At 74.8% G+C, this 25,491-nt stretch carries 21 protein-coding genes; 8 read left to right on the plus strand and 13 right to left on the minus strand.

Annotation, left to right across the window (positions count from 1 at the left end; translation table 11 throughout):
• Positions 1-2: 2 nt before the first annotated feature.
• Positions 3-1,427 carry a condensation domain-containing protein gene (locus ACZ7LV_RS26655; RefSeq protein ID WP_471942801.1) on the minus strand — a complete coding sequence of 475 codons (1,425 nt, stop codon included), beginning with the start codon at positions 1,425-1,427 and terminating at the stop codon, positions 3-5.
• A 185-nt stretch (positions 1,428-1,612) separates the two neighbouring features.
• Complete coding sequence (locus tag ACZ7LV_RS26660; RefSeq protein WP_471942803.1) at positions 1,613-3,331, minus strand: lysyl oxidase family protein; 1,719 nt, start codon at positions 3,329-3,331, stop codon at positions 1,613-1,615.
• Positions 3,332-3,640: 309 nt separating this feature from the next.
• Between ACZ7LV_RS26660 and ACZ7LV_RS26665 the strand changes: the two genes are divergently transcribed.
• The gene (locus ACZ7LV_RS26665; RefSeq protein WP_471942805.1) at positions 3,641-4,396 is read left to right on the plus strand and encodes an SCO2400 family protein; all 756 of its coding nucleotides are present in this window, start codon (positions 3,641-3,643) and stop codon (positions 4,394-4,396) included.
• A gap of 688 nt (positions 4,397-5,084) precedes the next feature.
• On the opposite strand, the gene ACZ7LV_RS26670 is transcribed toward ACZ7LV_RS26665, so the two are convergent.
• Positions 5,085-6,026, minus strand: a complete 942-nt coding sequence (locus ACZ7LV_RS26670) for an LAETG motif-containing sortase-dependent surface protein (protein ID WP_471942807.1) — start codon at positions 6,024-6,026, stop codon at positions 5,085-5,087.
• 334 nt (positions 6,027-6,360) lie between these two features.
• On the opposite strand from ACZ7LV_RS26670, the gene ACZ7LV_RS26675 reads away from it, so the two are divergent.
• Both ACZ7LV_RS26675 and grpE read left to right on the plus strand, forming a co-directional pair.
• A complete protein-coding gene (locus tag ACZ7LV_RS26675; protein ID WP_471942808.1) occupies positions 6,361-8,016 on the plus strand; it encodes a glycoside hydrolase family 13 protein in 1,656 nt (551 codons plus the stop codon).
• 106 nt (positions 8,017-8,122) lie between these two features.
• On the plus strand, positions 8,123-8,569 hold the full coding sequence (gene grpE, locus ACZ7LV_RS26680; RefSeq protein WP_471942810.1) for a nucleotide exchange factor GrpE: 447 nt from the start codon (positions 8,123-8,125) through the stop codon (positions 8,567-8,569).
• A gap of 70 nt (positions 8,570-8,639) precedes the next feature.
• Here grpE and ACZ7LV_RS26685 read toward each other — a convergent pair whose 3' ends face one another.
• From ACZ7LV_RS26685 to ACZ7LV_RS26695, 3 genes are all read right to left on the minus strand, one after another.
• Positions 8,640-9,122 (minus strand): hypothetical protein, encoded by a 483-nt coding sequence (locus tag ACZ7LV_RS26685; RefSeq protein ID WP_471942811.1) that lies wholly within the window; start codon positions 9,120-9,122, stop codon positions 8,640-8,642.
• Positions 9,123-9,234: 112 nt separating this feature from the next.
• Positions 9,235-10,188, minus strand: a complete 954-nt coding sequence (locus tag ACZ7LV_RS26690) for a nucleoside hydrolase (protein WP_471942813.1) — start codon at positions 10,186-10,188, stop codon at positions 9,235-9,237.
• A 77-nt stretch (positions 10,189-10,265) separates the two neighbouring features.
• Positions 10,266-10,454 (minus strand): hypothetical protein, encoded by a 189-nt coding sequence (locus ACZ7LV_RS26695; RefSeq protein WP_471942815.1) that lies wholly within the window; start codon positions 10,452-10,454, stop codon positions 10,266-10,268.
• Positions 10,455-10,705: 251 nt separating this feature from the next.
• Here ACZ7LV_RS26695 and ACZ7LV_RS26700 point away from each other — a divergent pair, with 251 nt between their 5' ends.
• Positions 10,706-11,497: a hypothetical protein gene (locus ACZ7LV_RS26700; RefSeq protein ID WP_471942816.1), complete on the plus strand. Its 792-nt coding sequence runs from the start codon at positions 10,706-10,708 to the stop codon at positions 11,495-11,497.
• Positions 11,498-11,539: 42 nt separating this feature from the next.
• On the opposite strand, the gene ACZ7LV_RS26705 is transcribed toward ACZ7LV_RS26700, so the two are convergent.
• Positions 11,540-12,274: a GAF and ANTAR domain-containing protein gene (locus ACZ7LV_RS26705; RefSeq protein WP_471942818.1), complete on the minus strand. Its 735-nt coding sequence runs from the start codon at positions 12,272-12,274 to the stop codon at positions 11,540-11,542.
• 229 nt (positions 12,275-12,503) lie between these two features.
• A complete protein-coding gene (locus ACZ7LV_RS26710) occupies positions 12,504-12,665 on the minus strand; it encodes a hypothetical protein (RefSeq protein ID WP_471942820.1) in 162 nt (53 codons plus the stop codon).
• Positions 12,666-12,883: 218 nt separating this feature from the next.
• On the opposite strand from ACZ7LV_RS26710, the gene ACZ7LV_RS26715 reads away from it, so the two are divergent.
• Positions 12,884-14,227, plus strand: coding sequence for a helix-turn-helix domain-containing protein (locus ACZ7LV_RS26715; protein WP_471942821.1), 1,344 nt, complete (start codon positions 12,884-12,886; stop codon positions 14,225-14,227).
• 8 nt (positions 14,228-14,235) lie between these two features.
• Here the strand turns inward: ACZ7LV_RS26715 and ACZ7LV_RS26720 are convergent, their stop codons facing one another.
• From ACZ7LV_RS26720 to ACZ7LV_RS26740, 5 genes are all read right to left on the minus strand, one after another.
• Positions 14,236-15,591 (minus strand): extracellular solute-binding protein, encoded by a 1,356-nt coding sequence (locus ACZ7LV_RS26720; protein WP_471942823.1) that lies wholly within the window; start codon positions 15,589-15,591, stop codon positions 14,236-14,238.
• Positions 15,591-18,482, minus strand: a complete 2,892-nt coding sequence (locus ACZ7LV_RS26725; protein WP_471942825.1) for a caspase family protein — start codon at positions 18,480-18,482, stop codon at positions 15,591-15,593. Before ACZ7LV_RS26725 ends, ACZ7LV_RS26720 begins: the two co-directional genes overlap by 1 nt.
• Before the next feature lie 31 nt (positions 18,483-18,513).
• Positions 18,514-18,873 carry a hypothetical protein gene (locus ACZ7LV_RS26730; RefSeq protein WP_401675314.1) on the minus strand — a complete coding sequence of 120 codons (360 nt, stop codon included), beginning with the start codon at positions 18,871-18,873 and terminating at the stop codon, positions 18,514-18,516.
• Positions 18,874-18,935: 62 nt separating this feature from the next.
• Positions 18,936-19,991 carry a hypothetical protein gene (locus ACZ7LV_RS26735; RefSeq protein WP_471942827.1) on the minus strand — a complete coding sequence of 352 codons (1,056 nt, stop codon included), beginning with the start codon at positions 19,989-19,991 and terminating at the stop codon, positions 18,936-18,938.
• 230 nt (positions 19,992-20,221) lie between these two features.
• A complete protein-coding gene (locus tag ACZ7LV_RS26740) occupies positions 20,222-21,406 on the minus strand; it encodes a PP2C family protein-serine/threonine phosphatase (protein ID WP_471942829.1) in 1,185 nt (394 codons plus the stop codon).
• 368 nt (positions 21,407-21,774) lie between these two features.
• On the opposite strand from ACZ7LV_RS26740, the gene ACZ7LV_RS26745 reads away from it, so the two are divergent.
• The 3 genes from ACZ7LV_RS26745 to ACZ7LV_RS26755 all read left to right on the plus strand — a co-directional run bounded on the left by ACZ7LV_RS26745 (position 21,775) and on the right by ACZ7LV_RS26755 (position 25,401).
• Entirely contained in the window at positions 21,775-22,254 is a 480-nt protein-coding gene (locus tag ACZ7LV_RS26745) for a hypothetical protein (RefSeq protein WP_471942831.1), read from the plus strand.
• Between the two features lie 254 nt (positions 22,255-22,508).
• The gene (locus ACZ7LV_RS26750; RefSeq protein WP_471942832.1) at positions 22,509-23,429 is read left to right on the plus strand and encodes a hypothetical protein; all 921 of its coding nucleotides are present in this window, start codon (positions 22,509-22,511) and stop codon (positions 23,427-23,429) included.
• 16 nt (positions 23,430-23,445) lie between these two features.
• Positions 23,446-25,401: an FUSC family protein gene (locus ACZ7LV_RS26755; RefSeq protein WP_471942834.1), complete on the plus strand. Its 1,956-nt coding sequence runs from the start codon at positions 23,446-23,448 to the stop codon at positions 25,399-25,401.
• Positions 25,402-25,491 lie beyond the last annotated feature (90 nt).

The raw sequence follows: 25,491 nt of genomic DNA on the forward strand, positions 1-25,491 counted from the left end.
CCCTACCCGTGGGGTGCGGGGCGTACGCCGGGGCGGCCTGCGACGAGGGCCTCGCGGGCCACGGTGACGACGTGCTCCCGCAGCCGCTCGGTGAACAGCCGCATGTTCTTGCGCGCGATGTCGGTGTCCGGGTAGCGGCTGGCGAGCTGGAGGCCCTCGTGGAGGCGGGTCAGCCAGACGCAGACCTGGTCGCCGTACGACACCCTGATCAGTCCGTAGGCCTTCAGGTCCTGCCACTGCTCGGAGCCGGTGGTGGCGCGGGCGTCGACGAAGGAGACGATCGAGTACAGGTCGGGCGAGGTGGGACGGAAGTCGGCGCCGAGGAGCTTCAGGACGCGGGCGATCGGCTTGCGCGACAGCGGGCGGTTCTCGCGCAGCGCGGCGCGGACCATGCGCAGGGTGCTGTCGAAGTCGGGTGCCTCGGCGACCGGGACCTCGATCGGGGCGCCGCCGACGTACCAGCCGACGGAGTCCGACCACTGGGAGCGGACGCGGGTGTGGAAGGGCACCACCGTGCGGTACACCTGCTGCCCGCCGATCTCGCGGACGATGAGCGCGGTCGCGGCGAGCACCCCGACCAGGCTGCCGCCGTAGGGGCGGCAGTACGCCTCGAAGGCGGCGGCGTCGGCGTCGTCGACGAGCATCTCCTGCATGAACTTCTGTGTGGGCAGCGGGCCTTCGGGATCGAGTCCCAGCTCCACCGGGAAGTTGGGCAGCCTGCCGTCGCACTGCACGATGAACTCACGCCAGCGGCCCACGATCTCGTGGCTGTCGTCGAGGCGGTCCGCCTCGGTGCGTTCGAGGGCACAGAAGTCGACGTAACTGGCGACCGGTGGCGCGTCGAGGCGGCGGCCGGCGAGGGCGCAGGCGTACAGCTCGTGGATCTCGGCGGGGATGCGGAAGATGGAGTGCGCGTCGACGTTGCTGTGGTCGAAGGCCATGTAGACGCTGGTGCCGTCGTCCCGGACGACCGCGGTGTAGATGAAGTTGGGCCAGCTGAGCGCGTCCGCCACGGTGTCGAAGCGGTCCTGGAGGTACCGGGTCAGCCTGGCCGCCTCGCCGAAGGCGCCCCGGTCCTCGCGGTGCAGGACGACCGCGTCGGCGTCGAGGGTGAAGCGCCGCATCTCGTCACCGATCCAGCGGAACCCGCTGCGCAGCGTCTCGTGCCGCAGGGTCCAGGCCCGCAGGGCCTCCTCGAGGACGCCGAGGTCGACCTGGCCGGGGATGTCGAAGGCCGCGCCGAGCCAGGTCGGCACGAACAGGCCGTCCTCGCGCACGGAACGCGCGGTGCGCACATGTGACTCCTGGACGTACGCCGGCGGCCGGGAGTCCTCCGGCATGTCGGCCGCGGCCCGCACCGCCGCCGGGTGCAGCGTCCACTCCACGAGCCGCCCGGGGCGGATCTCGCAGCGCTGGATGTCCGTCATTCGCACAGCATTTCTCCGTTCGTCTGCCCACGGGAGACGACCGGCCGGGCGCCCGTGTCTGCTGGGCATCGCTCAGTGCACAACGGGACCAACGCTCAGGTCTGGCGGAAGAAACGGCGGGCGCGTCGGGGAACGCCCCCGGCACCGTGGCCGGGGGCGTTCGAGGAGCGGTCAGGCGGGGGCGGTCACGGGGCGTCGATCAGGTGGTGCGGAGGCACCTTGACCGTGCGGGCGCCCGGTTCGCCGCCGAGGACGACCTTGCGCAGGGCGACGTTGTTCTTGAGGTTGGTCTCCTTGAGCCGCTTCTCCGGGTTGGCGATCACCTGGATGTAGTAGGTGCCGTTGGGCAGGTCGGTGATGTCGAAGGACTGGCCGGGACGGTACTGCGTGTAGGTGTCGCCGGAGCCGACGTCGAGCACCTCCCGCACGGACAGGGAGTTCTGCTGGCCGCAGGCGGTCGACAGGTCCGTGTTGTACGGGTGCCAGTTGGCGTTCTTGACCGTGTAGTCCACGGCGTCGGTGTTGGCCAGGCAGAAGGCCTCCTTGCCGCTGCGCACCTCCTTCGTCTGGTCCGCGCTCAGCAGGCGGTAGCTGGCGAAGTCCGTGAAGTGCCAGTGCTCGTGCCCGACGCGCGGGTCCCACTCCATGGTGCCGGTGGGCGTGTAGCCGACCTGCTTGCCGTTCGCGTCGTAGAAGTACTGGTAGGCGTCCATCAGGTCGGCGCCCGGGCTGCGGAAGCCGTCCACGACGAGCGGGGCGGGCCCGGCGTTCCACACGTTCGCGCTGAACGCGAGGTAGTCCTTGCCCGGTACGTCGCCGTCCTCGCCGTCCGTGATGGCGATGTCCCAGGCCGGCAGCGACCGCAGGTCGGGCTTGGGCACGCCCGCCGGCACGCCCGCGCGCCCGGAGGGCCGCTTGGTGTGGGGCTTCAGCGCGGGCGCGATGCGTGAGCCGTCGGTGTGGCCCGGCCCGTCGCCCAGGTGCGAGGCGCGGCCCCGGTCGGCCAGGGCGTGGGACAGCTGGGGCGGGGTCGGGGCGTCGGCGCCGCGCGGGCCGTAGTGGTGCGCGCCGTGGGCGTCCTGCGCGGCGGCGCCGTGCCCGGCGTGCGCCCCCTGCCCGGCGGGCGCTCCATGGCCGGCGTGACCGCCGTGCCGGTCGGCGGAGCGCGGGGCGGCCGCGCCCTCGCCGCCGTCGTCGCTGATCTGCCGCACGGTCACCTTGACGGTCGGCTGGTCGTTGGGGATGCCGAACAGGTCGCGGTACTTCTTCGCCACCGAGACCTTCGCCGTGTACTCGCCGGCCGGCAGGTCCACGGGCTTGTCGTAGTCGACGGTGCTGGAGTTGGAGGCCCAGCCCTTCTCCACGCCCCACACGGAGCCGAGCGTCCACGGGTTGGTGGGGCAGCTCTCCGGGTAGCGCGAGGTCGCCGGGGCGTCCGGGCGGAGCCGGCCGGAGGCGTTGTTCGGGCAGAAGGTGCCCTTGGACTTCGAGACCTCCTGACCGGCCGCGTTCTTGATCGACACCTCCAGGAAGCCGGGCAGTCCGGAGAAGTCCTTCACCAGGCCGGCGGGCAGGGTCGTGGTCCGGACGGTGTTGCCGTGGCGCAGGATCTGCTGGGCGACCACCGGGTCCTTGTACGACTTGCGCTTGACCTTGAACTCCAGCGGCGCGCCGTCGACGGTCACGTACGTCCCCAGGTCCAGGTAGACCCCGGGTTCCCCCTCCCAGCGATCCAGCGTCACGGACTTCGACGCGGCGATCAGCTTGAGCTTCGGCTTTCCGGGCGTGGTGCTCGCCGGGTCGGCCCCGGAGGCGACGGCGGCGCCGCCCACGACGACGGTGAGCGCGGTGCCGGCGGCGAGCGCCGAGCGCCTCACACGATTGCGGTGTTGCTGACTGGTCATCGGTTCCTCGTCTGCGAGTGCCGCCCGTGGGCGGCATCGGACCGGACAGCTCACGTCCGCGCGGCCACCGCTGAACCGACGCACCCCACGCGTCCGGCGACCGTGACTCTGTGAGCATCCTGTGAGAGGGGTAAACCCGATGTGCGGGTTGCCTGTTGGCGGCGACGTTCGTCCGGGCGGGGTGCCCTGGGGGCGACCGCGGCCCGGTGAATCTGTGCAGGAGCGTCACACCGGCTGCACACGGTGGCCGGAATCCGTCGTTAGCGTTGCTGGCCATTCGGGGGCTGTCGACTCAGGAAGACCGCACAGATGGACTACTGGCAGATGGACTACTGCTCCTCGTGCCGACGGCATCTCAACGGCGCCCTGGTGTGCCCCGGTTGCGGCGCCTACGCACCGGACATCGCGCCGGCGCCCCAGGCGCACGCCGAGCCGGAGCCGGCGTACGTCGCACCGGTCACGGAGGACGGGCCCGAGGCGGCGGTGGTCCCGCCGCGGGACGGGCGCGCGGCGCGGCGCAGGCAGCGGATCCGCTGGAAGAAGAGTCAGCGCCGGGCCCTGGTGGCGACCGCGGTCGCGCTGATCGGGGGTGGGTTGACCCTCACGACCGTGGAGCGCGGCGCCTCCACCGACCGCGCCCAGGCGGCCGCGGCACCCGACGAGCTGACGCTGGACACCGCGCCGGGGCATCCGGTGGAGCGAATAGCCCCCACCGAGACGCGGCCCGACGAGCGGCGGACCGCGCCCCGCCCGTCCGCCACGCCGTCCGAGGACGAGGTCGCCACGGCCGACCGGTCCCAGCGGCGCCCCGTGTCACCGGTTCCGCAGAGCGAGCGTTCGCAGGCACCGGTGTCCGTCCCGTCGGCCCCGCGGTCCTCGCAGGGCCGGGCGGACGCACCCGGCACTCCACCGGAGTCGGCCCCCACCCCAGCGCCGCCCACACCCCGGCCGAGCACACCCCCCGCCGACACCGGCACGGCCCCCACCACTCCCGCGACGCCACCACCGGCACCCCCGGAGTCCACACCTCCGCAACTCTGCGTGCTGGTCCTCTGCCTGGGCTGATGATCCGCTCGCGCGCGGGCAGGACGCGGGGCGAGCCGCCCGACGCGCCCACCGGCCACCCCCTGCGGACCGAACCGCCGCCCGGCCGCCGCCCCGATCACGTGCCGGCCCGGTATCGGACCGGCACGGCACAGGTCCGCACGGCTGTCGTTCGGCCCGGATCGACGACTCACCAGGTCCCCCGTCGCCGGGGAGTCCCGCCCGCCCACCGGTAGCCCCGGACACCGGTCACACGGGCCGCAGGCCGGCCGGGGTCACTCGGTGGCGGAAGGGGCCGGGCGCCCGTCGGTCGGGGCTGCGGGCGACCTCGTGGAGGGTTACCGGGAGCCAGGGCCGGTTGCCCCGAACACCGGTCGCACAGGCCGCAGGCCGACCTGGGGTCACTCGGTGGCGGAAGGGGCCGGGCGCCCGTCGGTCGGGGCTGCGGGCGACCTCGTGGAGGGTTACCGGGAGCCAGGGCCGGTTGCCCCGAACACCGGTCGCACAGGCCGCAGGCCGACCTGGGGTCACTCGGTGGCGGAAGGGGCCGGGCGCCCGTCGGTCGGAGCTGCCGGGCGACCTCGTGGAGGGTTACCGGGAGCCAGGGCCGGTTGCCCCGAACACCGGTCGCACAGGCCGCAGGCCGGCCGGGCCATCGGCCGGCCTGGGGTCGCCCGGCGCCCGTCGGTCGGGGACGGGGTGGCGGAGGTCAGTTGTCGGTGGACCTGCGGCGGCGGGTGGTCGCGACGATGACGGCACCGCCGACGAGCAGGGCGCCCGCGCCCAGGGCGATGGGGGTCGTGTTGCTGTCGGCGCCCGTCTCGGCCAGGTCGTCGCCGGGTCCGGCCGGCGACGGGGCGTTCGGCGGCGGCGTGCTCGGGGAGGCGCTCGGTGACGTGCTCGACGGCGGCTCACCGGCCGGCTCGGTCTGCGCGGGCGTCGTGGCGGCCGGGGACGACGGCTCGGCGGACTCCGGCGGTGTCGTGGCGGGCGGTGTGGTGGCGGGCGGCGTCGTGGCGGGCGGCTGCGACGGCGTCGTCGTGCACTCCTTCGTGCCGCCGTTCCACGCGGCGATCAGCTTGTCCTTGATCACCGGCCGGTCCGGCCCCTTGGGCAGCTCGCCGTGCTCGAAGCCGTCGGACGCGCCGAGGAGCCCGTCGTACTTCACGGCGCCGCGGTAGAGGTCGATCTGCGCGAAGCACCCGGCGTCGGGCACGGCGATGTCGAGCGACTCGGTCCGGCCCGGCCGCACGGTCACCGTGTCGAAGTCGACGAACTTCTGCTCACCGGAGGTGGCGAAGGTGGCCCCGTGCGCGAGGTAGGAGGCGAGGGACGCCGTGCAGGTCGTCGCGTCCTCGGCGGCGCGGACCTCGATGTGGACCTTGCCGTCGTCGGTCGGCCGCAGGCTGACGTCGTCGACCTTGACGGAGTCCTGGAAGTCCGCCCCGTCGAGAGAGAACTCGCAGCGGTCGCTCCCCGTGACCGTCCCGGCCCCGGTCCCCGGCCTGTACTGGCCGCCGGCCCCCCAGCCGTCGCCGCCGCCCGGCGACCCGGTTGCCCAGGCGCCGGAGGCGGAGGCGGCGCAGAGCGCGAGCGACGCGGCGCCCGTCCCCAGCAGGCGGCGCATGGTGACACGTCTCGCAATGGACATGCGTATCCCATCGTGGCGTGCACATGAAGGTGCACAGGAGTGAGTGAAAGGAAGAAGAGGAACACCGGGCTCACTGGTCACATGCGCCACGGTGTGAGCACATGGTGGGACGACCGGGAGAACACTGTCAACTGACCGCCTGCACAAGGCAGTTGATGAACCCTCACCATGCGGTCACAGCCGGAACAACTCCCTCCGTGCGCCGCCCGAGCGCGGTCCGCCCCTCCCGCCCCCACACGCCGAGGTTCACCTTTCCGGTGATATGGACAAAGTCCTCGTATCGTCCGGCGCAGAGCAGCCCGACCGGACAGCAGCCGCACCCACAGGAGCCCGAGTGACCACTCCCGATCTCTCCCCCAAGAGCCCCGACTGGTGGCGCCAGGCCGTCATCTACCAGGTCTACCCCCGCAGCTTCGCCGACGCCGACGGTGACGGCCTCGGCGACCTGAGGGGTGTCACCCAACGCCTCCCCCACCTCGCCGCCCTCGGTGTCGACGCCCTCTGGCTCAGCCCCTTCTATCCCTCCGAACTGGCCGACGGCGGCTACGACGTGGCCGACCCCCGCGACGTCGACCCCCGCCTCGGCACCCTCGACGACTTCGCCGCCATGGTCGCCGAGGCCCACCGCCTGGGTCTGAAGGTGCTCGTCGACATCGTCCCCAACCACACCTCGCACCAGCACGTCTGGTTCCAGGAGGCGCTGCGCGCCGGCCCCGGCTCGGCCGCCCGCGACCGTTACGTCTTCCGCGACGGCCGCGGCGCCCGCGGCGAACTCCCGCCCACCGACTGGCAGTCCGTCTTCGGCGGCAGCGCCTGGCGCCGCGTCCCCGACGGCCAGTGGTACCTGCACCTCTTCGCCCCTCAGCAGCCCGACCTCAACTGGGAGAACGAGGAGGTGCGCGCCGACTTCCGCACCACCCTCCGCTTCTGGTGCGACCGCGGCGTCGACGGTTTCCGCGTCGACGTCGCCCACGCCCTCGCCAAGGACCTCGACGAACCCCTGCGTGACCTCGGCGACCCCGAGCTCAGCGACGAGGCCGCCCTCGCCACCATGCCCCCGGGCAGCCACCCCTTCTACGACCGCGACGAGGTCCACGAGATCTACCGCGACTGGCGCAAGATCCTCGACGCCTACTCGCCGCCCCGCATGGCGGTCGCCGAGGCCTGGGTGCCCGGCGCCCGCCGTGCCCTCTACGCCCGCCCCGACGAGCTCGGCCAGGCCTTCAACTTCGAGTACCTCAAGGCCCACTGGGACGCCACGGAACTCCGCGAGGTCATCACCGACTCCCTCGCCACCGCCCACGCGGCCGGCGCCTCCGCCACCTGGGTGCTGTCCAACCACGACGTCGTCCGGCACGCCACCCGCCTGATGCTCCCGCCCGGCACGGACCTCGACGCCTGGCTGCTGTCCGGCGGCAACGCCCCCGCCGTCGACCCGGCGGCCGGCCTGCGCCGGGCCCGCGCCGCCACCCTCCTGATGCTGGCCCTGCCCGGCTCGTCGTACGTCTACCAGGGCGAGGAACTCGGTCTGCCCGAGGTGGCGGACCTGCCCACCGCCGTGCTGCAGGACCCGATCTGGGAACAGACGGGACACGTCCGCAAGGGCCGCGACGGCTGCCGGGTTCCGCTGCCGTGGACGACGATCGGCCCGTCGTACGGCTTCGGGTCGGCCGGCGCCTGGCTGCCGCAGCCGGCGAGCTTCGCGTCGTACGCCGTGGAGGCCCAGGACGGGGTCGAGGGCTCGACCCTGGAGCTGTACCGCACGGCTCTGCGGCTGCGCCGCAAGCTGCTGGAGGGTGAGTCGCTGACCTGGGCGGACGACCCCGCGCCCGGCGTCGTGCACTTCGCCCGCGGCGACGGCTGGCGCTGCCTGGCCAACCTCTCGGACCGGCCCGTGCCGCTGCCGCCCGGAGAGCCGCTCCTGTCCAGCGCGCCCCTGGAGCCCGACGGGCGCCTGGGCCCGGACACCACGGTCTGGCTCGGCCGCTAGGCCGACCGCGCCGCCCTTGACAAGCCGCGGCCTCCGGCATACCCAGGGCTCGTAGGCACCGCTCGCACGCGGCGGACGTCGTGGGGTGGACGAGGAGGTGGCCTGGATGGCCGGAACCCGGGCCTTCGACGGGACCACTCGTGCGGAACTGGCCGAGCGCACCGCCGACCTGCAACGTGTGAAGGCCGAGTACGACAACTACCGCAGACGGGTGCGGCGGGACCGGCTCGCCGTACGGCACGTCGCGGTGGCCAACGTGCTGCGTGAGCTGCTGCCGGTGCTGGACGCGGTGGAACGGGCGTGCGCGCACGAGCCGATGACGCCGGGGCTGCGGGAGATCTCCGAGACGCTGCGGGTCCGGTCGGGGGCGCTCGGCCTGGTGGCGTTCGGGGAGGTGGGCGAGGCCTTCGACCCGTCCCGCCACGAGGCGCTCGCGCATCTGGTCTCCCCGTCCTGCGCCCGCCCGACCTGCACGGCGATCCTGCGCCCCGGCTACCGGGTCGGCGACCAGCTGCTGCGGCCGGCCTGCGTGGAGGTCACCGGACCGCGGTAGCGCGGTGGCTCCGCGGCTCCGTGGCTCCGTGGAAGGACGCGCGGACTGGCCCGTACGGGTGGCGGCCGGGTCAGTAGCGCACGGCCCGCGCGACCGTCGCGCCCACGTCACCGGACAGCTGGTGGGCGCTGCGGGCCGTGCCCTTGCCGGTCCGGCCCGCGGCCACGTCGGGGACGGTCACGACCACGGCATCATGGAGCCGGCCGCCGGAGTCCGTGAAGTTGACCTGCACGGCGAAGGACTTCGTGCTGTCGGCGGTGTTGCGCACCTCGACCTCGACGGCCGTGCGCCCGTCCTTGCCGGTGGCCGGCTCACCGAGCGTGACCTCGTTCTTGGCGTTGACGCCCTTGATCTCGTCGAGCTTGCGGTCCGCCTCCGCGGACGCCGAGGCCCACAGTTCGGAGGCCTGCGCGGCGGCCGAGTTCAGGGCCGAGGCGGCGTCGCTGGCCTTCGCGGCCGGCCCGTCCCCGCCGCCCCCGCACGCCACCGCGCCCGCGCCCATGACTCCCGCCAACGCCGCCGCGACCACCCACCGACTCCGGTAACCCGCCATGCCGCCTCCAGCTCTCCGGCCCCGAAAGGAACCGTCCTGCCACCAGTGAAGGCGCAAGCGGACCCGCCCGCATCCGCGCGTTCCGGCGGACGAACATGCCTCGCGACAGGCCCTAGCCCTCCACGGTCGCCAGCCACAGCTTCACGTAGCGCTCCTCGTCGATGTCCAACGCCACGTCGACCAGGGACTGTTCACGCGCCTCGCCGTGGATCTCGGCCTCGCCGGGGCGCGGCCGCAGGTCGACGACGGTCTGCCCGCGGGTCGGGCCGGGCGCGAGCGACACCGCGACGGGCAGCGCGCGGGTGGTGAGCCCGGCGGGATCGACGACGGCGCAGACGGCCCCCGCGTCGCCGAGCCCGCCCGCCGGGTCCTCCTCGGTGCCCGGCCCGCGATGGGCCAGCAGTTCGCCCCCGAGCCGGGCGCCCGGCTCGGAGCTCTCCCGCAGCCGGCGGACGTCCGAGGCGGGCACGACGACCCGCGTGAACACGTCGAGGCCGTACATCGTGATCGGCACGCCCGCGGTGAGCAGGATCGCGGCGGCCTCCGGGTCGTGCCAGACGTTGAACTCGGCGACGGGCGTCGCGTTCCCGACGGCCACCGCACCGCCCATGAAGACGATCCGTTCGATGTGGGCGGCCACCTCGGGGTGGGTGCGCAGCAGCAGGGCGATGTTGGTGAGGGGGGCGGTCGGGACGAGGGTCACGGGCCGCGGGGAGGCGAGGATCTCGCGGCGCAGCAGCGTCACGGCGTCCACGTCCACCGGCGTCCGGGCCGGGGCGGGCAGCCCCAGGTCGCCCATCCCGTCGTGCCCGTGCACATGGCGGGCCGAACGCGGCTCCTCGATCAGCGGCCGGGCGGCTCCCCGGGCGACGGGCACGTCCCCGGCGCCCGCCTGCTCCAGCACGGTGAGGGTGTTGCGCACGACACCGTCCACGTCGGTGTTCCCGGCCACGCAGGTGACGGCGCGCAGGTCGATCGCCGGGTGCCGTACGGCGAAGAGCAGGGCGAGGGCGTCGTCGACTCCGGTGTCGCAGTCGATGATCACCGGGATGGGCTGACCGTTCACGCGGGGCTCCTTTCACCGGGCGATACGCCCCCTGCCTACGGACGCGACCTTACGCGGCTCCGCGGGCCCGCCCCCAGTCAGCGCCTCAGGGCCCGGTAGCGCTTCAGGAGTGCCGTGAGGCGGGCGCTGTCGGCCGCCCCGTTCAGTTCCGCGAGGAGGTCGTCGGGGCAGAGTTCGTAGAGATCGCCCCACCATTTCCGGCCACGGTTGTCCCAGATCCTGTAGCCACCCGGCACGCCGCGGGCCACGTAGCGTCTTCTGCTCATCGGCCGGTCTCCACCCTGCCCCCTCGCCCGTCCCTGCGGGCGGCCGACCCTACGCTCGTCCGTGCCCGCCGACCAGGGGATTTCCTCGGGTGGGGAGGGCGGGACGGGGGTGGTCTCCGGCCCGCCCGGCCGAACCCGCTCACCCATCCGGCCCGTCCCCCCGCCCCGTACGGCCCGGCGTGCTGGTGACCTGCCGGTTCAGGTGGTCCCGTGGACATGTCCCCGTCTGCGGTTCTCCTGGAGGCACCCCTATGACCCCGTGCCCGCGCCGGCGCTCCGCCGCCCGTCTGCTTGTCGTCTCCGCGCTGTCGGCGAGCGGGTTGCTCGCCGTCACCGGCTGTTCCGGGCTCGCCTCCGACGTCGCGCGGTACGCGTCCTCCCCGCGGACCGCCGGCTCACCCAGCGGTTCCGCCACGTCCTCCGGGTCCGCTCCCGCCCTCACCGACGCCCAGGCCCAGTCCGCGCTCGTCACCGAGGCGGACCTCGGGGACCCGTGGGGACCCACCCAGGGGGTCGCCACCTGGCGGGACGCGTTCCTCAAGGCCTCCACCCCGGCCGGGACGCCCGACTGCCAGCGGCTGATCGACGCGCTGTACAGCGACGAGCTGCTCGGCGCCCCCGCCCGCGCCGTCGTCGGCATCGACGACGCGTACGCCGGCGCCCAGCTGCGCTACCAGGTGTCCGCCCAGCGCGCCGCCGACGTGGACACGGCGCTGGCCTGGCTGCGGAGCCTGCCGCAGAAGTGCCGCCAGTTCACGGCCACCACCGCGCTCGGCGTGGTGCAGGGCGTGCAGGTCGCCGATTCGCGGCTGCCGGAGTTCGGTGACGCGCGGCAGGGCCTGCGGATCACGGTCACCCGCCCCAACGGCAACGACACCGTCACCCTCACCCTCGACATCGCCGCCGTCCGGGTCGGCGAGGACGCCTTCACGCTCACCAACGGAGGCCTCGGCGAGGTCTTCACCGAGGTCACCCAGGCGGTCGCCGAGCTGGGGGCCGAACGGCTGGCGGAGGTGCGCAAGCAGGCCCGGGTGTCGGTCTGAGACCTCAGGGCCAATCCGAGACCTCAGGTGCCGGTCCGAATTTCAGGGCCGGTCCCGCTCGAAGCGCTCCCGGTGGGCCACCACGTCGTGCGCCACGTCCAGCACCGTCAGACCCCGCGCGAAGGCACGCCCCCGCAGTCGCGCCAGCGCCTCGTCCGCGCCGACGCCCAGCTGGGCCATGACCATGCCGACGGCCTGGTGGACCTCGTCGTGCTCGGTGGCCAGTTCGCTGAGCCAGAAGCCGTTCGGGAGGTGGTCGTCGCCGGCGTCGCCGGTCGGCAGGGACATCAGGGCGACCGTCATGACACCGGCCATGAGGTACGCGGTGCGCAGTTCGCCCGGGCTGAGGACGCCGGGGACGTCGCGGTAGAGGTCGAGCGTGCCCAGGCACCCGACGGCGTCGCCGAGCGGCAGCGCGTAGACCGCCCGTACCCCGAGTGCCGTCGCCTGCTGGGCGAAGACCGGCCAGCGTCCGCTGTCCCCGCCGCCCGCCAGATCGGCGGCGATCACGGGCGCCCCGGTCCGCGCGGCGTGCAGGCAGGGGCCCTCGCCCAGGGTGGCCTGGACCTCCATCAGGTAGGCGGCGCGGTCGTCGCTCGCGCTCAGCGGCACGGGCATGCCCTCGTTGCAGAGCGACACACTGGCCCGGGTCACCGGGAGCAGGCGTACTGCCACGTGGCACAGCCTGCGGGGTACGTCGCCCGGCTCGGCGCCCCGGACCCCCTCGGCGATCGCGTCGGCGGCCCATGCCCCTTCCGGATCGTCCCTGGGCCGCACGGTGACTCCCTCCTCGGACGCCCTCATCGGACGACGTCGGTTGCCCTCCCGCGCCGTAGCGCCAGGGGCCCACGAGCCGCCCGGAGTCGAGGGCCGACTACCCCTGCCGGGCGGGCCGAAACCGCGCACTCCCTCCGCCGCCGGGAAAGCCTCCCGGGGGGAGCGGGTGTGTGCCGGCGGGCCTGGCGGCGGGATGCTCGCTCACGCCGGGAGGGGGCCGCCGCGGCCGTCAGCGCTCCTCCTGCACCGCCGTCCGCACCGGCTCCGACGCCCGCGCGGGACCCGCGTTCGCCGCCGTGATCAGCGCCGCGATCGCGACGACCGCCGCGGCGACCGCCCGCGCGTAGCGGGCGGAGGACCGACCGTGGGGAGCGGATGTGGGTCCGTGCACGGCAACCTCCGCAACGACAGTGGGGGATTAAGCAGCCTTAATCTCGTTCCTAACCTAGGGGGTCCCCCAGGCCAACCGGAAGGGGGCCCTGGGGAGTTGGCGAAACCCGTAGGCACCGGACGGTGACCGCAGGACCACGCGCCCATCCACTCCCAGCAGCGCTTGCCTCCTCGTCAACCACCCCCGGCGTAAGTCCATTTACTGGCATGATTAAGCGCATGGCGAAGCGGGACGACCCTGAGACCATCGGCCGCAGGGTGCAGCAGCTGCGGCACGAACGCGGCCTCACCCAGCGGCAGTTGGCCGAACCGGCCTACACCCCCGCCTACATCTCCACCCTGGAGGCGGGACGCGTCCGCCCCTCCGACGACGCGCTGCGCCACCTCGCCGACCGGCTCGGCGTGGCCTTCGACGAACTGGCCACCGGCCGCCCCGCCCGCCTCGCCACCGACCTGCGGCTGCGGCTGACGGGCGCCCAGCGCACCCTCGCCTCCGGCGAAGCGGAAGAGGCCAGGGAGCGGTACACCGCCCTGCTCGCGGAGGCGGAGACGCACGGGCTGGTCGAGGAACAGGCCACCGCGCTGCTCGGACTCGGCGAGTGCGCGCTGGACACCGGTGACCTGACCGCCGCCCGGGAGCACTTCGAGCGCGCCGAGCAGACGCTCCTCGACGCCCCCCTGCCCACCCGCGTGCCCGCCCTGCGCGGCCGCGCCGTCGCCCACTACCTCGCCGGCGAACTCCGCTACGCCGTCTACCTCCTGGAGTCCACCCTCGACGAGCTGAACCGCGGCGGCCTGCACGACCCGGACGCCCTGCTGCTCCTCTACGCCGCCGCCATCGGCCCCTACATGGACATGGGCGCCCACGCCCGCGCCGCCCAGGCCGCCGAGTTCGCCCTCGCCCTCGCCCCGCAGGCCGGCGACCCCGCGCTGGTCGCCCGGATGCACCGGCAGGTCGCCCGCACCCTGGTCGCCGAGGGCAGGCTCGCCGAGGCCGACGCCTCGCTGGCCAAGGCGGCGGAGATGTACCGCCAGCTCCAGATCCGTACCGAACTCGCCAACTGCCACTGGATGCGCGGCTACGTCCACGCCCAGAACGGCGACCTGGAGCAGGCCGAGGCCGAACTGCGCGCCGCCCAGGACATGCTCTCCGCCAAGCGCGCCTCCCTCTACAGCAGCCAGGTCGCCGTCGAGCTCGCCGACGTGCTGCACCGGCGCGGCAAGTCCGCGGAAGCGGCCGCCCAGTTGAACGACGTGCTCGGCGACCTCTCCTCCGAGCGCGGCGCCGTGCACGCCGCCGCCGCGCACCGGCTGCTGGGGCGGATCGCCGAGGACGCCGGGGACACCGAGTCGGCCGAGGAGCACTACGTCCGCGCCCTCAGCCTGCTGGAACGCGCGGGCGCCGCCGGCGACCTCGCCGACCTGTGCCGGCTGCTCGGCGATCTGCTGCGCCGCACCGGGCGGGTGGAGGCGGCGCTGGACGCGTACCGGACGGGACTGGGCCACCGTACGGCGCCCGGCACCACCACCCTCGGGCCCGCGCCCGCGCAGCCACCGCTGTGACCGCGGCGTCAGTCCGGCAGCGCCTTCCTCAGCGCCTCGTCCAGGCTCGCCGCCAGTGCCGCGTCCCCCGGCGGGCTGTCGCCGAACAAGGGCCCGAGCCGGCCCATGAAGGTCTGGGTGAAGGCGCCGTACAGGGCGGTGCGCGGGCGGTGCACGGCCTCGCGCAGCGCCGGGAGGAGGATGCCGCAGGCGTACGCGGGGCGTCCCGCCGCGTCGCGGGGGGTGCGGTCGGCGCTCTCGCCGGACGGCGACGGTGACGCGGCCGGCGCGGTGCAGCGTACGGCGTCGTCCGTGTACGCCGAGACGCGCGTCGCCGCGAAACCGGCGTCCAGCAGACAGCGCTCGCTCTCCTCGCCGGTGAGGTACCTGATCAGCTCCTGTGCCTTCCCCGGCCGCTTCGAGGCCTCCGTCACCGCGAGGTTCTGGCCGCCGAGGACGGCCCGGCCGGGCAGCGGCGCCACACCCAGCTGTGCGGCGGTGAGGGTCTGGTGGAGCGTGAAGTAGGCGTACGGCCAGTGCCGCAGGAACGCGGTGCGGCCCTCCGCGAAGTCACCGAGGGTCGCCGCCTCGTCGGAGTGCACGGCGTCCTGGAGGAGATACGGCGCCTGGGTGCGCCGGCGCAGTTCCGCGATGCCCTCGGTGAGCTCTTCGACGGTCGCGTCGTAGTGGCCCTCGGCGTCGGTGAGCGCGAGGCCTGGCACGGCCGACGTGAACGCCTCGACGGCGTTGACGGTGCGCCCCTCGTAGGGGGCGAGCTGAGTGGTCCAGCCCTTCTCGTAGCCCTCCGGCGGGTTCTCGTCCAGGGAGTCGGCCATCGCCTCCAGCTCCCGCCAGTCGAGGCCGGCGCTGAGGTCGGTGCGCTGCACACCGCCGTCGCGCAGGTGGTCGCGGCGGTAGTACAGCAGCCCCACGTCGCTGTTGAAGGGCACCGCGTAGACCTCGCCGTCCCAGCGGGCGGTGCCCGCGACGGACTCGATGACGTCCGCGTCGAGCACCTCGCCGGGCAGCGGACGGACCAGCCCGGCGGCGGCGAACTCCGGTACCCAGGTCACGTCCAGGATGACCACGTCGTAGGTGGCGCTGCCGGACTGGAGGGCGCCGAGCAGCTGGCTGCGCTGTTCGTCGGCGCTGCCGGGCAGCTCGACCAGGCGGGCCCGGTAGCCGGTGTCGTCCCGCTCCTGCTGCCGGTTCCAGGCGTCGATGAGCTGCTGCCGTATGCCGTTCTTGCCGGTGACGTCCCGTCCGCCGGCGACCACGATGTCCCCCTGCACATCGGCGGTGGGAGCGGCCGGCGTGCCGCCCCCGCCGCCGGTGCAGGCGGCGAGCAACAGCAGCGCCAGCAGGGCCGCGAGCCGTCGGATCATCACTGCTCCCCCGTTCCGGTGCGGGCCACCTCGGCGCTCAGGCCGGTGCCGAGTTCGTCGTCGGCGTCCAGGCAGCGGCCGCCGCTCGCCGTCGAGATGAGGGCGCCCGGCCGGCCCGCGTCGCAGCCGCCGCCGACCAGCGACACCGTGGTGATCGGCACGTCGGTCAGGCGCGCCCGGCTCAGGACGTCGTCGAGCCGGGCGCCGGTCAGCCGGCCGGCGTCCTCGTCGTCGGTGAGGTGCACGATCAGCTGGGGCCGGTCGTCGTCGGCGCCCCGCCCGGCCATCTCGTCGAGCGCCGCCACCAGGGCAGCGTGGGGATCGGCCTCGGCGTCCCGGATCCGGGCACCGGCGTCGATCACGGACTCGGCGGAGCGGCGGCTGTGCGGGCCGAACGACAGCACGACCTCGTGGGAACGGCCACGGGCGCTGTCCGCCACCGCCCACACGCCGTACTCGTCGCGCCCGCCGAGCCCGCCCAGCGACTCCTTCAGCAGCCCGGGGCCGCCGCTCGGCCCCCGCCACCGCCCGGCCATCGAACCCGAGCTGTCGAGCAGGAACAGCACCCGGCCGGGTCCGCGCGCGTCGCGGTACTTGCGCAGGGCCGTCTCCATGGCGTCCCGCCCGGCGGACTCGATCAACAAGGACGGCGCGGGCAGCACCCCGGCGGCGATCTCCTCCGTGTCCAGCAGCGCGCGGTCCCCGGTGGCGGCGCGGAAACCGGCCGCGCCGAAGGCGGACCGCCCGCCCGCGCCGGCCAGCCACGCCCCGAAGCTCCCGGCCGCCTCGTCACGCGCCTCCCGGTCCAGATCGGCACCGTCCCAGCGGACCCGGACGAAGACGGGTTCCAGGCCCGGTACGTCGCCGGGGTACTGGGCGGTGCGCGGGCTGCGCGTCGTGCGGTCGCAGCCGACGCCGCTGCGCATCAGGAACTCCGGTACGAGCGCGGCGGTGCGGTTGTCGACGGCGTCGTCGTCGGGCAGCGCGCACAGCAGGGCGGCGGCCGTGGGCGAGGGCGGTCCCGGCGGGGCGAGCCGCTGCTCCACCCGGCCGGGGTCGGCGCCCGTGCCGTACAGGCCGATGGTGGCCAGCAGCGCCGCGTCGGCGAACTCCGGGTCGGAGCGGCGTACTTCGGCGTGCGGGTGGCGCTCGCGCAGGGCGTCGACCATCCCCGTCAGCGGGCCGCCGACCCGCTCGTCCAGGGAGTCGGCCGACAGCTCCGTGGGCACGGCGAGCACGATCGGCGAGTACGCGAGCGCCCCGTCGTCCGGCTCCAGGCGGGCCAGCGCGTCGGTGTCCTGGCCGTCGGCGACCCGGGCGACGTCGGCCCGTGAGGCCGGTATCCAGACGTCGGGCTGAGGGCCCACGTCACGCTGCGGATTGGGGCCCTCGTCGTGGGGCTCGTGCCAGGCGCCCGACTCACGGCGCAGCGCGGTGACCGCGTCGGCGGAGCCCGCGCTGTACACGGTGATGCCGCTGCGCCGGCAGCCGTCGCCGGTGGTGTTGGCGTCCGACGTCAGATACGCCTCGGCCGCCGCACCGACCGTCGCCTCCAGGTCGGGGTCGGTCAGGACGCGCAGTTCGAGGGGCGGGGCGCAGTCGGGGGAGGCGCCGGCGATGCCCGTCAGGGCGTACACACCGAGGCCGGTGGCGGTGAGGGAGAGCAGCGCGGTCAGTGCGGTGCCCCAGGGGCCGGCCCGCCCGACGAGACGGCGGGCCGCCCGGAAGGGGGCGAGGACGCGGCGACGGCGGGCGGCCACCTGGCCGAAGGGCACGGCAGCGCCGGCGCCCGGCACGCGCGGCACCACCGGACGCGGGCCCCCACCACCCCGCCCGCGCCAGGGACGCACCCCCGCACGATCACGGCCCCGGCCATGCCCGGACCCCGGAGCCGAACCCTCGCCCTCCCTGCCACGCCCCGGACGCCCGGACGCGCCCCCGCCACGCCGGCCATCGCCCGAACCCGTGCCCTCCCCGGACCCCGCAGAGACGCCCCCACCCTCCGGAACGTGCCCGGCCCCAGGGACCGCGCCCCCGCCACGCCGGCCATCGCCCGAACCCGTGCCCTCCCCGGACCGCGGAGAGACGCCCCCACCCTCCGGAACGTGCCCGGACCCAGGGACCGCGCCCCCGCCGCCTCGGCCATGCCCCGACCCGGGAGCGACACCCTCGTGCCCCGGCACCGGAGCCGACACCAGCACGTCCTCGTCGTGCTCCGCCCGGCTCTGCGGCGTCCACGGCTCCCCGCGCAACGTCTCGTGACGCCCCTCGGCCATCCGTTTGCGCAGCGCGTCCGAGACGTCCTGGAAGCCCACTTCGCCGGGCACGTCGAGCAGGCGCAGCAGCTCCGAGGTGAACGGCGTGGGCGTGTCGCCGTCCCCCGCGTCGGTGCGGTGGTTGGCCTGCACGCTCATCAGCAGCAGCACCCGCCGCTTATCGCGGAAGTGCTCCCAGATCCAGGCCGCGTTGCCCGCGAAGCAGCAGTCGAGGATCACCACGATCCGCTCGGCGGGGCTGCTCGCCAGCCAGGTCAGCACGGTCGTGAACATCTCCGCGCCGGGGAAGACGGCGTGCCCGCCCGCGATCACGCTCGCGTTGCGCATCTGCAGGAACAGCTCGTCCCCCGCGCTGGGGATGGCCCCGTGCCCGGCGAAGTACAGCAGGAGCAGCCCCTCGGCCTCCTCGGCGGCCGTGCGCAGCGCGCGGTCGAAGTCGTCCAGCGAGGGCGAGCGTGCGACGGTGACGTCGGCCGCGCCGAAGACCCCGCCCCGGGCGAGGGTGTCCTGAAACAGGTCCAGATTGTGCTCGACGGCCGGCAGATCGCCGGGCACACCGTGGGGCGGCTCCGTGAAGTCGTAACGAGAGACACCCACCAGCAGTGCCCGGTTCACCCTCCCCCGCGGGTCGAAACGGGTCACCGGCCTACCCGTCGAGGTCCACGGGGTCCACGCGGCCCTCGGGCGGATCGCCGTCCTCCACCTCGCGCCGGTTCTCCCGCCAGGCCTCCACGGCCCGGCCCACCTGCGTCAGCAGCTGGTTGAAGCCCACCGTCGCGGCGGCGCTGACCAGCGCCACCACGATCTCCATGCCGACGCCCATGGGCGCGCCGGTCTCGTCGGTGCGGCGCCGCTCATGGATCCGGAGCCGGCCCGCCCGCACCATCTCGTCGAGTCCCTGTTCCCGCTCCAGCCACTTGCGCAGCGCGCCGATGTCGCTCTCGGTCGCGGTGTCGTCCAACCGGACGCGGATGACTCGCCTGGCCCCTTCGTCCCCGTCAGCCATAACTCCCCATCATGGCACCGAGGTTGCTCCCTGGGGAGGGCCCGGACGCGGGTGGCGCGTTTTCAGTTCTGCGTCTGGAGCTGCCGCAGCTGCCGCCGCACGTGGTCCAGCGCGCCGGTCCGCCGGCCCGGCACCCGCCCCCGCAGGTCGGCCAGCACCGGCCCCGTCTCGCGGGCCCGCGCCGGGTCGCGGATCTCGCCCCACTGGTGGTGGGCGCGGTCGACGGCCGCCTCGACGGCGGGCGCGTCGGGCGCCTGCCCGGCGGCCAGCCGCGTCGAGGCCACCGCCAGCCAGGCACGGCAGCTGCGGGCCGCGTCCCCCGCGAACATCGCGAGGTCCGCGCGCACCTCCGTCCAGTGCAGCGCCTCCTCCGAGGCGGCGCCGTGCGCCCGTACGGCGGCCTGCTCCCAGCGGGCCGCCAGCCCGTCGGCGTCGGCATGCCGGCCTGCCTGCACGGCGGCGGCGATGGCGGCGTGCGGATCGCCGGCGCCGGGCGGCCGCGCGGTGAGCACGATGCCGGGGTGCTCCCCTGCGGTCCGGGCGAGCGCCTGCTGGTGCAGCTGCTCCACGGGCGGCCGGTGCCCGCTGCGCAGGATGGTCGCCACGGCCTTCATGTACGACGGGTCGGCGACGGTGCGCCGCTGCGGCGGCGGGGCGATCCGGCCGTAGACCGCGCAGTGGGGCCCGGAGTCGAGGGGCGCGCCGCGCAGGTGCTCCCAGCTCTCCGCGTCGGCGCGCAGGTCCAGGAAGAGCGTCGTGGCGCCCGGAGCGCGCAGCCGCAGCTCCTCGCGCAGCCAGTGCCAGGGGAAGCCCGTGTAGCGGGCGGTGGCCGGCGTCGTCCGCGCCAGCGCCAGGTGCGGCAGCCGCTGGCGCCGGTCGAGCAGGAGCTGCCCGGTGACGAACACCGTCAGCGGCCCCACCGCCGCGGCGGCCGCCCGCAGCCGCGTCAGGACGGTCTGCGGCTCCACCGGGTCGGCGAGTTCGACGACGTTCGCGGTGTCCGCGCCCGCCAGTACCCCGGGCGGCACGGCCGCCAGCACGGGAAGCACCGTCGCCGCGTCCACCAGCCGCCCCTTGCCCACGGGCGAGGCGGCCACCAGCAAAACGGTCCCCGGCATGGTCCCTCCCTGTCGATCACGTACCTCAGCACCGTAACCGCTGTGCCGGGCGGCCGGGGCCGGGACGGTGGACAGCCGCCCGTTCGCAGGCGGAAACCGGCGTGAGGACGCGCCTCGCCGGCCGGCCGGGGCCTGCGACGTGGCTCCTGCCCGTCCTGGCTGGTCGCGCCGTTCCCCGCGGCTCCTCGCGGGCGTGCCGCCACCACCGCGGGCGGCCTGTGCGGGCGCGCTCAGGCCCTGCGCAGCGCGAACACCGTCGTGTCGTCCTCCAGACGCCCCCGGGAGTGCCGCAGCACCCCGTCCCGGACGAAGGCGACGAGCCGTCGGGGGCGGGCGGTGCGCGGGTCCGCGGTGAGCACGCGGGTCACCTCGGCGGTCAACGGGTAGAACACGCCGTCCGGGGACCGGGCCTCGGTGACGCCGTCCGTGGTGAGCAGGAGGGTCTCGTCGGCGGCGAAGGGGAACCGGCGGACCAGGGGCAGGGTGGGCGCGCCCGACGGCACGAGATCGCCGAGGCCCAGGGGGAGACCGCCGCTCGTGGGCAGGGTGCGCACGCCGCGCGGCCCGGCGATCAGCGGCGGGTCGTGCCCGAAGTTGACGACGTCCACCGTGTCCGCCGCGTCCGGCGGGAAGCCGAGCAGGACAGCGGTGGCGAAGCGGTCGCTGTCCGTGCGGCCGAGCGCGGCCTCGCGTTCCCGTTGCCGCCGGATGCGTACCGCCATGCGCGCGGCGACGGTGGCCAGGTCCGGCTCGTGGTAGCCGGCCTCGCGGAAGGTGCCCAGCAGGGCGGCGGCCGCGTCGACCGCGCCGAGGCCCTTGCCCTGGACGTCCCCGACGAGCACCCGGGTGCCGTGCGGGCCGGGCTGGATGTCGTAGAAGTCGCCGCCGACCCGGGCGTCGGTGTCGGCTGCCAGGTACACCGCGGCGTGCACGAGGCCGCCCCACTCGGCGGGCAGCGGGCGCAGGACGGTGCTGCGGATGGTCTCGGCGATGCCGCGGATGTGCAGCAGGTGCTCCTCGCCGCGGATGCGCACCACGCACGCCGCCGTGGCCAGCAGCCCGCCCAGTCCGACCAGGATGAAGTCGGGCAGCCCGGCCTGGAACTCGTCGGGCCAGGCGCTGTCCACGATCAGATAGGCGAGCAGCGACAGCACCGCGAAGACGGCCGTGCCCCACACCCCGCACAGGGCGGCGGCGATACCGGGGACCAGCACGATCCAGGAGATGATCCGGAAGTCGCCCGCGGTGTTGGCGTCCACCACGGCGATGCCGACGAGCAGCAGCAGCGGGGGGACCCAGGCGATGCTGCGGCCGCGCACGCGGAGCATCTGGTGCCGGTGCAGGGCCTCCCGGCGCCCGGCGCGGGGATACCGGACGAGCAGGCTCTGCCCCCCGCCGGACACGGGCCTGGTCATGCACCACAGCGAAACACGCCTGCGTGCCGTGCGCATCCGTTGCCCACGCCCAGCCCGCCCGCACCCGCGCTCTGCCCGCCCGCGCCCTGCCTGTCCGTGCCCGAGCCCTGCCCGCCCGCGCCCTGCCGCCCGCGCCCGCGTTCTTCCCGCCCGTACCCGCGCCGCGCTCTTCCCGCGCGCCCTTCCTGCCCGCGCCATGCCCTCCCGTACCCGCGCTTTGCCCGCCCGCGCCCTGCGCCCCCGTTCCCGTACCCGTGCCCGCGCCCTGCCCGCCCCGTGCCCGCGCTCTTCCCGCCCCCGTCCGACTTGCCGCCGTCTCCGCCGCGGTGTGCGCTGGGAGGCGGGGGCGAGGAGAGAGGAGCGCACTCATGGCTCATGTGGCACCCGCACCCGGCGCATCCACCACCCGCTTGCCCGACGTCTTCAGCGCGCGTACGCACCTGATCGCGCGGTGGGCCTGGCCGGTCGGCCTCGGCCTCGTCTACGGCTACTGGGCCGCCGCCAACCGGCGCGACGCCGGCCCGATCACCGGCTGGAACCTGCTGTTCGGCTTCCTCACCGCACTCGTGTTCGTCCTCGCGTACCTCGGCGTCCGCGAGATCGCCAAGCGCCTGCACCGTGGGGCCCACGCACTGCTCTGGGCGGCCTTCGCGGCCGTCGCGTTCGGCTTCCTGTACAGCCAGACCGACTACAGCGTCCTGCGCTCGGCCATGCTGTCGCTGGTGGTCGGCGGCGTCTTCTTCCTGACGCTGTTCTACCGCTCCCACACCCACGAGCCGGCGCCCCGGACCGAGCCGTCGACGGCGGTCGACCACCGTGTCGCGGCAGGTCCCCCGTCGAGGACGTAGGCCCGGAGCGGAACACGCACAGGAACGCGCATTCGTGTGGACCCCGGCACGGTGGCCGGGGTCCACACTTTCCCTCATCCCTCCACTCACCGGACGACAGGCAGCGCGCCCCGGTCGTCCGACGAGGTCCCTGAAACCTTCCACTCCAGGAAACACCCGTTCGGCTCAACCCTCCACCGGAGCACGGAGGCCGCGTACACCCGATCGCAGCCCCACCGCTCGCATCGCCCGGCGCCGGGCCGTTGCCTGGGAGGGTGTCTCCCAGGCCAGCCCCTGCACGCGCCCCCCGGCTGCGTGGCGCCCTGTCCGCCGCGCTGATCGCGCTGTGCTGCCTGTTCGTGCCGCTCGGCGCGTTGTCCGTCTGGGCGGCGTACGGGCTGGCCGACACCGGCCGTTACGTCCGCACGATGGCCCCGCTGGCCGGTGACCCGGCGGTGCGGGACGCGGTGGCGGACACCGTCGGGGAGCAGGTGACCCACCGGTTCGACGGGACGCAGGACATGATGGGCCCGTTCGTACGGGACGCGGTGCGCTCGTTCACGCAGACCGATGCCTTCCGGGTCGGCTGGGACGCGGCGAACCGGGCCGTGCACGACGCCGTGCTGCACGCCCTGCGCGACGACGAACGGCCGCGCACCGGCCCCGTCACCGTCGACCTCGCCCCCGTCACCACCCGCATCAGGGACCAGCTCGCCGACGAGAACATCCCGTTGGCCCGTCGCATCCCGGTCCGCCACACCGAGGTCGCGGTCCTCGCGCCGGGCGATCTGGACCGGCTCAGAAAGGGGTACGACGTGCTGGAGGTCGCCGCCCTCTGGCTGCCGGTCTCGGCCGTCGCTTTCGCCGTCACCGGCATCGCCGTCGCCACCTGCCGCCGCCGCGCGCTCACCGCCACCGCCCTCGGCACCGCCCTCGGCGGCACCCTGCTCGCCGCGGCCGTGGCGATCGGACGCCGGCTCACCCTCGCCGACCTGCCCCCCTCGGTCTCCCGCCCCGCCGCCGGCGCGGTCTACGACGCCCTCACCGCGACGCTGCGCACCGCGTCCTGGCTGCTCGTCACCCTCGGCCTCGCGGTGGCCCTGACGACCTGGCTGACCGGCCGCCACGGCCGCCGGCCGTCCTCCGACGCACCCTCCGCCGCCGCGCCCCGACAGGCGACCCGGGCGGAGGCCTGACGGACATAATGGGCCCATGGCCCGTGAGTTTCCCGTCCGTCTCGCACCGCCGGACTGGCTGGTGAGGAACCTCCGGGCACAGCAGGCGCCGGTCAACCGGCCCGCCGTGGCCCGCGCTGCGGTCGCGCTCGCGTTGCCGCTGGCCGTCGGACTCGCCTTCGACCGGCCCGCCTACGGGGCGCTCGCCGCCATGGGTGCCCTGAACGGCGTCATCAGCGACACCGCCGCCGCGTACCGGATGCGGGTGCTGAACATCGCCGTGCCCCAGCTCTTCGGCGCCGCCGGCGTCACCCTGGGCACCCTCGTGTACGGGCAGGGCTGGGTCGCCGTCGCCGTCGTCACCGGCATCGCGCTGGTCTCCGGGATGATCTCGACGATCGGCGCGGTCGCCTCCGTCTCCGGTCTGCTCCTGCTGCTGAACTGCGTCGTCGGGGCCGGCCTGCCCATGCCCGGCGCCTGGTGGACGCCGGCGCTGCTCATCGGCGGCGGCGGTCTGCTCGTCCTGCTGCTCGCGCTGATCGCCTGGCCGCTGCGCGCCGGGGTGCCCGAACGGCTGGCGGTCGCCCGCACCTACGACGGCGTCGCCGACCTGCTCACCACCTGCGCCGGCCGGTCGGAGGTGGCCTACGACGACGCCCGGCACGCCGTCACCGACGCCATGAACGACGCGTACGACCTGGTCCTGTCCCACCGCGCCCGCCACCACGGCCGCAGCCCGGAACTGACCCGGCTCATCGCCCAGTTGAACGCCGTCACCCCGATGCTGGAGGCCGCTCCCGCCGTCCACCTCGGCGGCAGCCCGCTGCCCGACGAGATCCCCGCGGGCGTCCGCTCCCTCGCCGAGGCGGTGCGCGCGGGCCGCGGCGAGCCCCTCACGCTGCATCTGCCGCCCCCGACCTCCGAGACCGGCCGCGCCGTCGACCACGCCCTGCGGCACGCCGCCTCGGTCGTCACCGCCCCGGACATCGACCCGGGGGGCCTGGAGGACCGGCTCGGCCGCCCCGCCGCCCTCGGCATCCGCACCGCCCACGCCACCCGCAACATGCTGCTGTCCGCGGGCTCCTGGCACTACGGCCTGCGCCTCGCCCTGTGCATCGGCATCGCCCAGGCCCTGGTCTCGATCATCCCCGTCCCGCGCTCCTACTGGGTCGCCCTGACCATCACCTTCGTCCTCAAGCCCGACTTCGGCTCGGTCTTCTCCCGCGCCCTGCTGCGCGCGCTCGGCACGGTCGTCGGGCTGGTCGTCGCCGCGGCGGTGCTCTCGGAGGTGCCGCGCGGCTGGTGGGACGTGGCGGTGATGCTGCTGCTCGCCCCGCTGGTCCCGGCGCTCACGCCCCGCGGGTACGGCTACCAGACCGCCGCCATCACGCCGGTCATCCTGCTGCTCTCCGACATCCTCAACCAGGAGGGCACCGCACTGCTGCTGCCCCGCCTCGTCGACTCCCTGATGGGCTGTGCGATCGCGCTGATCGCCGGGTACCTGCTGTGGCCGGAGAGCTGGCACACCCGCGTCGGCGCCCGCCTCGCCGACGCCGTGGCGGACACGGCGGGCTACGTCGAGACGGCCTTCGCCGGCACCGCCGGCACCGCCGACCCGGCGGCCCGCGCGCGGCTGCGCCGCCGGCTGTACCGCGATCTGTCCGGCATCCGTACGGAGTTCCAGCGCGCCCTGACCGAACCCCCGCCGACCGGCCGGCGCGCCGCCGCCTGGTGGCCGCTGGTCGTCGCCGTCGAACGCATCGTGGACGCGACGACGGCGGCACGGGTCCGCGTCAAGCACGGATCCGCACCGCCGTCGCGGGCAGAGGTCGACCAGGTGGCCCGGCAGCTCCGGGAACTCTCCGAGGGTCTGCGCGAGGCGGACACCCTCGTCCCGGTCCGCTCGGACCTCACGGGCCCGGCGGGCAGTGTCCTGGAGCCGCTGCGGCAGGAGGTCGCGGCGGCGCGGGCGATCGCGTCACCACTGGCCTAGGGCGTGTCCGCAAAGTCAGGTCAGCCAGAGTCGTAGGCAGGCGAGGGTGACCAGGGCTTGGTAGTGCCGGGCTCGTTTGTCGTAGCGGGT

Source organism: Streptomyces sp. NPDC107562, assembly GCF_055657325.1.

Bases quoted from the DNA above. Each gene is read 5' to 3' on its own strand.
- ACZ7LV_RS26660 (WP_471942803.1), bottom strand. From the start codon at position 3,331: ATGACCAGTCAGCAACACCGCAATCGTGTGAGGCGCTCGGCGCTCGCC.
- ACZ7LV_RS26740 (WP_471942829.1), bottom strand. From the start codon at position 21,406: ATGACCAGGCCCGTGTCCGGCGGGGGGCAGAGCCTGCTCGTCCGGTAT.
- ACZ7LV_RS26655 (WP_471942801.1), bottom strand. From the start codon at position 1,427: ATGACGGACATCCAGCGCTGCGAGATCCGCCCCGGGCGGCTCGTGGAG.
- ACZ7LV_RS26665 (WP_471942805.1), top strand. From the start codon at position 3,641: ATGGACTACTGGCAGATGGACTACTGCTCCTCGTGCCGACGGCATCTC.
- ACZ7LV_RS26715 (WP_471942821.1), top strand. From the start codon at position 12,884: ATGGCGAAGCGGGACGACCCTGAGACCATCGGCCGCAGGGTGCAGCAG.
- grpE (WP_471942810.1), top strand. From the start codon at position 8,123: ATGGCCGGAACCCGGGCCTTCGACGGGACCACTCGTGCGGAACTGGCC.
- ACZ7LV_RS26670 (WP_471942807.1), bottom strand. From the start codon at position 6,026: ATGTCCATTGCGAGACGTGTCACCATGCGCCGCCTGCTGGGGACGGGC.
- ACZ7LV_RS26685 (WP_471942811.1), bottom strand. From the start codon at position 9,122: ATGGCGGGTTACCGGAGTCGGTGGGTGGTCGCGGCGGCGTTGGCGGGA.
- ACZ7LV_RS26695 (WP_471942815.1), bottom strand. From the start codon at position 10,454: ATGAGCAGAAGACGCTACGTGGCCCGCGGCGTGCCGGGTGGCTACAGG.
- ACZ7LV_RS26755 (WP_471942834.1), top strand. From the start codon at position 23,446: ATGGCCCGTGAGTTTCCCGTCCGTCTCGCACCGCCGGACTGGCTGGTG.
- ACZ7LV_RS26720 (WP_471942823.1), bottom strand. From the start codon at position 15,591: ATGATCCGACGGCTCGCGGCCCTGCTGGCGCTGCTGTTGCTCGCCGCC.
- ACZ7LV_RS26735 (WP_471942827.1), bottom strand. From the start codon at position 19,991: ATGCCGGGGACCGTTTTGCTGGTGGCCGCCTCGCCCGTGGGCAAGGGG.
- ACZ7LV_RS26730 (WP_401675314.1), bottom strand. From the start codon at position 18,873: ATGGCTGACGGGGACGAAGGGGCCAGGCGAGTCATCCGCGTCCGGTTG.
- ACZ7LV_RS26745 (WP_471942831.1), top strand. From the start codon at position 21,775: ATGGCTCATGTGGCACCCGCACCCGGCGCATCCACCACCCGCTTGCCC.
- ACZ7LV_RS26700 (WP_471942816.1), top strand. From the start codon at position 10,706: ATGACCCCGTGCCCGCGCCGGCGCTCCGCCGCCCGTCTGCTTGTCGTC.